The following is a 7067-nucleotide window of genomic DNA, read 5'->3' as shown; positions in this document are numbered from 1 at the left end:
CGAAGGATGTCGAGGCAACAATCTCGTCATCCCACGCGTGGTTGATGATTGCCCATATCCGCAGAGTTCTGCGAAAAATCAATCAAACCCCTTTCTGATTCAGGCTCTGAGGGAACCTCCTCCCCATCAGAGGGAGTGCCTGCGGCTTTTTCTGCTTCTGGCGGTGCGCTGATCGGCGCGTTAACAACCTGAGCGGAGTTCAGCGACGCAGGAGCGACCCCGGTTTCTGCCGCATGAGCATACGACGCAAGCAATGAGCCGCCTGACACACACGCGGCAAGAAGGAAATTGACTTCCTGAACAAAGTTTTTACGCATCACAACAATTCCAATCCAAGAAAGAAAACTAAGTCTTGTGTCTTCGGCTCATTCTTTTTTGAACTTACTCATGAAAAATACTGTACAAACCAGCATGATCCCTGAATATATAATAAATATTTCGATGTTGTAATAAATAACGACAGCAAGAGCAATTAACGCCGCGACAAGGGCAAACCCCGGCAGAACAGGATACAGAGGGGCCTTGTAGCTGCGCACCAGATCAGGTTCGGTCCGACGCAGACGGAACAGGCTGATCATGCTCAGCATATACATTGTCAGCGCACCAAAAACGGACATGGTTACCAAAGTTGCCGTTAAGGACTGCCCCTGAATACTAATCAGATCATCTGAAAAAATGGCCGCAATTCCAATGGCGCCACCGGCCAGCGTTGCCACATAAGGGGTTTTAAAGCGTGGATGCAGCCGCCCCAGAACTTCGGGCAAAAATCCGGCACGCGCCAGCGCAAACATCTGCCGCGCATACCCCATGATAATACCATGCAAGGATGCCACGAGCCCAAACAGCCCCAGCCAGACAAGCATGTGCAGCCAGCCACTATGCGCCCCGACAACCTGCTTCATGGCCTGCGGCAATGGATCATTCAGGTTGGAAAGAGCATGCCAGTCACCAACGCCACCAGCAAAAATCATGACACCAAAGGCAAGTGTAACAAGGGTCAGAATGCCAGCAATATAGGCAATGGGAATGGACCGGCGTGCATCGCGCGCTTCTTCCGCAGCCATGGCAACGCCTTCCACGGCCAGAAAAAACCAGATGGCAAAAGGCATTGCCGCAAAAATACCACCCAACGCCAGCCAGCCAAAGTGCGGTGCCCCACCCCAACCATCGGCCAGAAAATGGTCCCACGTAAACGCCGGAGCGACCACGCCCATAAACACCAGAAGTTCGATAATAGCGGCAATTGTAATGAACAACTCAAATGTTGCGGCAATATGCACACCAACAATATTGAGCGTCATGAACACCAGATAGGCCCCCAAAGCCGCCACCTTGGGTGACAATCCGGGGAACTGGACATTCAGATAAGCACCAATAGCCAGAGCAATGGCAGGGGGTGCAAAAATAAACTCGATCAGAGTTGCCAGACCGGCAATAAGCCCCCCCCAGCGCCCCAGAGCCCGAAAGCTATAGGCAAAAGGCCCCCCTGCGTGCGGGATCGAGCACGTCAGTTCCGTAAAACTGAAGATAAAGGCGGTGTACATCAACGCCACAAAAACGGTGGCCACCAGAAAACCGAGCGTTCCGGCGGTTCCCCACCCGTAGCTCCAGCCAAAATACTCGCCAGAAATGACAAGTCCGACGGCAATCCCCCACAAATGGAAGGCACCGAGAGACTGGCTGAGCTTAGTCCCGCTGCTCTCACTCATGCGTCTGTGTCCTTATCATGTAAAGATAGTGTGTTTTTGCCCAACACCTTGTCTGGTGCTGCGTCTTTTAAGCCGACACCTGTAAGCCCAAGCCGTTCTGCCTCTTGCATCAGCCATGCCAACTTGCTGGCACCTACAGGTATCGTCATGCCGTGTGCATGAATGTTGGACAGGCAATTCCGTAAGGAATCAGGGCAGCCAACATACGGTGCGTATGTCAGGTAAATGCCCAGACTGTCCGCAACACTCAGGCCGGGGCGTTCGCCGATCATCATAACGACCAGTCTGGCCCCCATGGCCTGAGCAATCTCGTCCCCAATGGCCACGCGGCTTTGCGTGGCGATCACCAGAGGGGCAATGCGCCAACCCCGCAGAAGGGGCTGCATTGCCTGAAAAAACGGAATGGCGTTTGTCTGCGTGGCAATGGAGGACAGGCCATCCGCCGCCACGAACACAACGTCCCATTCCTCTTTGCGCAACATGTGCAAAGAGTCTTCGCAAAGCCTGCGCCCCAGATCCGGGCGACGCAGATACGTGGCCCGGTCCGCCGCGCGACTCTGCACGTGCAGGCAGGGCGCGCCATGCAACTGTCGTTCCATGCCCTGCACGTCCAATGGTGCATGCACCGCATCCCGCGCCTGCGCGTGTGCTGCCTGAAACGCCAGCACATCCGTTGTGCGCTGCGCGTTGCCACTGCGACCAAGGCCAATACGCGCGCGGGTCAGCCCACGCAGGGGCTGCCACTCATCCAGCGCAGCATTGGTCGGGACGACGGGTTTGCCGTGCTCTGTCATGCTGCACCGATCAGTCTGGCAAGTGGGGTCTGCTCCAGCGCCAGTGGGCGCATCTGGTTGGCGAGCGGGTCGTAAAGCCCCATACGCTCCAGCCATGCGGCAAATTCAGGCGCTGGGCGCGCACCCAGCATGTGTCGCAGGGTCAGAATATCGTGGAATGACAGGCTCTGATAATTGAGCATGATGTCATCCGCGCCGGGCACCCCGATCAGGAAGGTAATACCCGCCACCCCCAGCAGGGTCATCAGGTTGTCCATGTCATCCTGATCGACTTCGGCGTGGTTTGTGTAGCAGGCGTCGCACCCCATGGGCACACCCATCAGCTTGGCGCAAAAATGGTCTTCCAGCCCGGCGCGTATGACCTGTTTGCCGTCATACAGATATTCCGGACCAATAAAGCCGACCACGGTGTTGACCAGCAGAGGATCGAACGCCCGTGCCACGGCATAGGCCCGTGCCTCTACCGTCTGCTGGTCAATGCCGTGGTGAGCACCAGCGGACAGGGCCGCCCCCTGCCCTGTTTCAAAATACATAACGTTCTGCCCGACCGTGCCCCGACCGAGCGCCAGAGCCGCCTCATGCGCCTCGCGCAGGATGGCAAGGCTGACGCCAAACCCTTCATTCGCCTTTTGCGTGCCCGCAACGGACTGGAAAACAAGGTCCACCGCGCCACCACGGTTCATGATTTCCAGCGTATTGGTGACATGGGTCAGCACGCAGGTCTGGGTTGGAATATCGTAAAGCTGGCGAGCCTGATCCAGCATATCCAGCAGGGCCAGACCATTGGCAACACTATCCGTTGCCGGGTTAATGCCAATAACGGCATCCCCCATCCCGTAAAGCAGACCGTCCAGCGTAGAGGCCGCAATCCCTTTAAGGTCATCCGTCGGGTGGTTGGGTTGCAGGCGTGAGGACAGGCAACCCGGCAGGCCAATGGTGTTACGAAATTTGGTGATAACCTGAATTTTACGCGCAACACTCATCATATCCTGATTGCGCATGAGCTTGCTTACGGCAGCGGCCATTTCTGGCGTAATACCGGGCGCAATCCGCGCAAGGCTTACCGTATCCGCCTCGTGCGAGAGCAGCCAGTCACGGAACTCTCCAACAGTCATATGCGCTATGGGTGAGAAGGCGTTGGCATCGTGGGTATCCACGATCAGGCGCGTCACTTCGTCTTCCTCGTAGGGGACAAGTGCTGTCTGGACAAAACTGCGCAAGGGAACATCGGCCAGAGCGTAACGGGCGGCCATTCTCTGGGCATCGGACTGAGCGGCCAGACCAGCTAACTGGTCGCCAGAGCGCGTGGAAGATGCAACCGCCAGAAGGGTTTTAAGGTCAGGAAAATGGTAGCTCTCCCCCCCTAGTCTGTGACGATATCCCATCTAGCAAAGCCTCCCGCCCCTGCGTGGCGCACTCTTGCCGCAAGGGCCAGGAACGAAGCACCTCGCGTTTTAGTTCGATATCGTTACAATAGCAGCATCCCCACCTTCGGACTTGACTGGAGGAAACAATTTATTGATCATTCAAAACAAATTACACCCTTACATAGACGTATCCTGCCATGTCTGACCCGATGCAAAGCCCGACATCTGGTGTGCTGGCCGCTGCCGCAACCGGTGTTGAAGAGTTCATTACCGCCCGCGGGGGGGATATTGACCGGATTGCCGGGCGTTCCGGCCTTTCCACCGGTCAGTTCGCCCTGCCAACGGACAGGCTGGACCTGACAGCCTATTGCCGCCTGTTTGAAGAAGCCGCGCGTGAGACGCAGGATGGCAATCTGGGCCTATGGTTTGGCCAGCAGTTCCAGCCGGAAATGCTGGGGCTTGTGGGGTATATTGCCCTCCTTTCCGCTACAGTGGAGGAGGCCGTGCGCAATCTGGCCAGCCATTTTGGCTACCATCAATGCAACACGCACACGCAATTGATTGAGCAGAAAAATGGCCTGCTCCGGCTGGAATACGCCATTCAGGACCCCACAATTACCCAGCGCAGGCATGATGCGGAACTGACCATGGGCATGTTCTGCAATGTTCTACGCCACGGCATGGGGGAAGACTGGGTGCCCGAGGCTGTTCTGTTTGAACACCAACGCCCTGAACAAACGCATGAGCACAGGGATGCTTTTCAGGCCGACATCCGCTTTGGCCACGCCACAAACGCACTGCTATTCCGCAAAACGGGGCTGGAGCGCCCCATGCCCAAAGCCAACGCGAACATGCTCGAAATCATGCGGGCCTCCCTTATTTCGCTGTCGTGCAACCATCAGAGCAACGGACAGGCAACCCCCTCCCCCCCGCTGAAGGAGCAGATTGCCTCCATTATTCGCGCAGGGCTGGCAGAGCGATGCTGCACACTTTCCGACATTGCCCAGAGCATGAACATGCCAGCATGGACGCTGCAACGCAGGCTGGCGCAGGTTAACCTCTCCTTTGGCGCACTGCTTGAGGAAGTGCGCTACGCCGAGGCCTGCCGCCACCTCAGCCAGTCCGGCTCGGATATGGGGGAAATTGCCATGGCCCTTGGCTACACAGAAACAAGCGCCTTCAGCCGCGCTTTTCGCAAATGGAGTGGTCTGTCCCCCCGTGCATGGCGGGAGGAACACCTTATCAAAACAACCCGGCTTAACGCGCCCTGACCGCTCCGTAGCAGCCCCGCAGCCCCCCTGCCGCTATATTCATATTTGCATCAACCACGCATAATATGAGACACGAACAGGGCATGAAGCAGACCGCCCCTCCCCTCCGCCGTGGCTGGACCACGGGCAGTTGCGCAACGGCTGCGGCCAAGGCCGCATGGCTGGTCCTGCAAGGGCACGAACCCCCTGCAACCGTGTGGATTACCCTGCCCTCTGGCAAAAACGTCACGTTTAGCCTCTGCCAGTATTCCGGCACACCAGATGCGCCCTGTGCCGCGGTTATAAAAGACGCGGGAGATGACCCGGACATTACCCATGGCGCCATGGTCCGCTGCACGGTTCGGGCTGGTGTTGCGGGTTCGGGCATTGTGTTCAAAGCGGGGCCGGGTGTTGGCACCATTACACGCCCCGGCCTGCCGTTACCGCCGGGTGAGCCCGCCATTAACCCCACCCCGCGCGCCATGATCCGCACAGCCCTGACACAGGCCAATCACGGCCTTACCCCGGACGTGGAAGTCACGATCAGCATTGATAACGGGCAGGAACTGGCGCAACGCACGCTCAATGGCCGGTTGGGTATTGTGGGCGGGCTGTCTATTTTAGGCACAACGGGCATTGTCATGCCATTTTCGTGCTCGGCGTGGATTGAGAGTATTCACCGTGGGGTTGACGTGGCACGGGCCGAAGGGCTGCACCATGTTCTGGCGGCCACGGGCAACGTGTCCGAAAAAGCGGGACAGGCCCTGTACGGTCTACCTGATGTGGCCTTGATTGAGATGGGGGATTTTGCAGGCGGGCTGCTCAAATATATCCGCCATCACCCCGTCCCGCGCCTGAGCCTTGCTGGTGGTATTGCCAAAATGACCAAGCTGGGTCAGGGCTGCCTTGACCTGCATTCCAGCCGCAGCCGGGCGGATATGTTCGCTCTGGCCCAACTGGCAGCCCAACATGGCGCGCCAGACGGCCTACCGGGCCTGATCCAGACCTGCCCTACGGTTGCGGAAGCTTTTTTGCTAACCAGCAATCACAACTTCCCCTTAGGGAACCTGATTGCTCACAAGGCGTGGGATGTTGCCCACCATACCCTGCACCCCGCCGCCGTGGAACTGGACGTGTTGGTGTTTGACCGCGCAGGCACGCTGGTGGGCAAGGCGGATGGGCCTTTACCGCTCTAACTGCGGAACCGGCGGCGGTAATCCGGGTCATACAAAGCGCTCTCCCGCCCGGCTATGCCTGCAAGGGCGGGGCCGACCAGCACAAGTGCTGTACGCTCAATCGGGTTATGTTCCAGTTCTGCTTCAATACTCTCCAGCGTGCCATGCAGCACAAGCTGGTCTGGCCAGGATGCGCGGGCAACAATGGCCACAGGGCACTGCGGGCCATAAAACGGGGTTAGCTCTGCCACAATACGGCCCAGAGCATGCACGGCAAGGTGGATGGCAAGTGTTGCCCCCGTGGTGGCAAACGCTTCCAGCTTTTCGCGCTCAGGCATGGCGGATGCGCGACCGTTAACACGGGTCAGCACCAGGCTCTGCGCCACACCGGGCACTGTCAATTCCCGCCCCAGAACGGATGCCGCAGCTGCAAAGGCTGGGACGCCCGGCGTCATGGTCCACGGAATGTTGTTGCGTTCGAGCCTGCGGACCTGCTCGGCCACGGCACTATAAATGGACAGGTCGCCCGAATGCAGCCGAGCCACATCCTGCCCGGCCTTGTGGGCCTTTACATACTCAGCCTCGATCTCATCCAACGACATGGGCGCTGTATCAACCAGACGGGCATCATCAGGGCAGTACTGGAGCATATCCGGCGGCACAATGGAGCCCGCGTAAAGGCAGACCGGGCAGGACGCCAGCAGGTCACGCCCCCGGATGGTCAACAGATCCGCAGCACCAGGGCCTGCGCCAATAAAATGAACCGTCACTT

Annotated in this window: 6 protein-coding genes and 1 pseudogene; 3 read left to right on the top strand and 4 right to left on the bottom strand. The window is 58.1% G+C overall.

Annotation, left to right across the window (positions count from 1 at the left end; all coding sequences use genetic code 11):
* Positions 1-98 (top strand): annotated as a pseudogene (locus tag GOB86_RS08935) (IS5/IS1182 family transposase); the annotation flags it as partial.
* Positions 99-365: 267 nt separating this feature from the next.
* On the opposite strand, the gene eat reads toward GOB86_RS08935, so the two are convergent.
* The 3 genes from eat to GOB86_RS08920 are packed head-to-tail and all read right to left on the bottom strand — an operon-like array spanning position 366 to position 3888.
* Positions 366-1709 carry an ethanolamine permease gene (gene eat, locus GOB86_RS08930; protein ID WP_165991991.1) on the bottom strand — a complete coding sequence of 448 codons (1344 nt, stop codon included), beginning with the start codon at positions 1707-1709 and terminating at the stop codon, positions 366-368.
* Positions 1706-2503, bottom strand: a complete 798-nt coding sequence (eutC, locus tag GOB86_RS08925) for an ethanolamine ammonia-lyase subunit EutC (RefSeq protein WP_165991990.1) — start codon at positions 2501-2503, stop codon at positions 1706-1708. Before eutC ends, eat begins: the two co-directional genes overlap by 4 nt.
* The gene (locus tag GOB86_RS08920) at positions 2500-3888 is read right to left on the bottom strand and encodes an ethanolamine ammonia-lyase subunit EutB (RefSeq protein ID WP_165991989.1); all 1389 of its coding nucleotides are present in this window, start codon (positions 3886-3888) and stop codon (positions 2500-2502) included. The genes eutC and GOB86_RS08920 overlap by 4 nt, the downstream gene beginning before the upstream one ends.
* Before the next feature lie 179 nt (positions 3889-4067).
* Between GOB86_RS08920 and qhpR the strand changes: the two genes are divergently transcribed.
* Positions 4068-5141 carry an AraC-like transcriptional regulator QhpR gene (qhpR, locus tag GOB86_RS08915; RefSeq protein WP_165991988.1) on the top strand — a complete coding sequence of 358 codons (1074 nt, stop codon included), beginning with the start codon at positions 4068-4070 and terminating at the stop codon, positions 5139-5141.
* 83 nt (positions 5142-5224) lie between these two features.
* A complete protein-coding gene (locus GOB86_RS08910; RefSeq protein WP_165991998.1) occupies positions 5225-6316 on the top strand; it encodes a cobalt-precorrin-5B (C(1))-methyltransferase in 1092 nt (363 codons plus the stop codon).
* On the opposite strand, the gene cobM is transcribed toward GOB86_RS08910, so the two are convergent.
* Complete coding sequence (gene cobM / locus GOB86_RS08905; protein ID WP_165991987.1) at positions 6313-7065, bottom strand: precorrin-4 C(11)-methyltransferase; 753 nt, start codon at positions 7063-7065, stop codon at positions 6313-6315. The two genes, GOB86_RS08910 and cobM, sit on opposite strands and share 4 nt — an antisense overlap.
* Between the last annotated feature and the right edge of the window lie 2 nt (positions 7066-7067).

It is taken from the genome of Acetobacter lambici (genome assembly GCF_011516885.1).
Lineage (GTDB): Bacteria > Pseudomonadota > Alphaproteobacteria > Acetobacterales > Acetobacteraceae > Acetobacter > Acetobacter lambici.
The sequence above is the reverse complement of the archived record's forward strand: the minus strand, read 5'-3'. Positions and strand labels throughout refer to the sequence as shown.

Excerpts from the sequence above, each read along its gene's own strand:
- GOB86_RS08910 (WP_165991998.1), top strand. The coding sequence starts at position 5,225 with ATGAAGCAGACCGCCCCTCCCCTCCGCCGTGGCTGGACCACGGGCAGT.
- eutC (WP_165991990.1), bottom strand. The coding sequence starts at position 2,503 with ATGACAGAGCACGGCAAACCCGTCGTCCCGACCAATGCTGCGCTGGAT.
- GOB86_RS08920 (WP_165991989.1), bottom strand. The coding sequence starts at position 3,888 with ATGGGATATCGTCACAGACTAGGGGGGGAGAGCTACCATTTTCCTGAC.
- eat (WP_165991991.1), bottom strand. The coding sequence starts at position 1,709 with ATGAGTGAGAGCAGCGGGACTAAGCTCAGCCAGTCTCTCGGTGCCTTC.
- qhpR (WP_165991988.1), top strand. The coding sequence starts at position 4,068 with ATGTCTGACCCGATGCAAAGCCCGACATCTGGTGTGCTGGCCGCTGCC.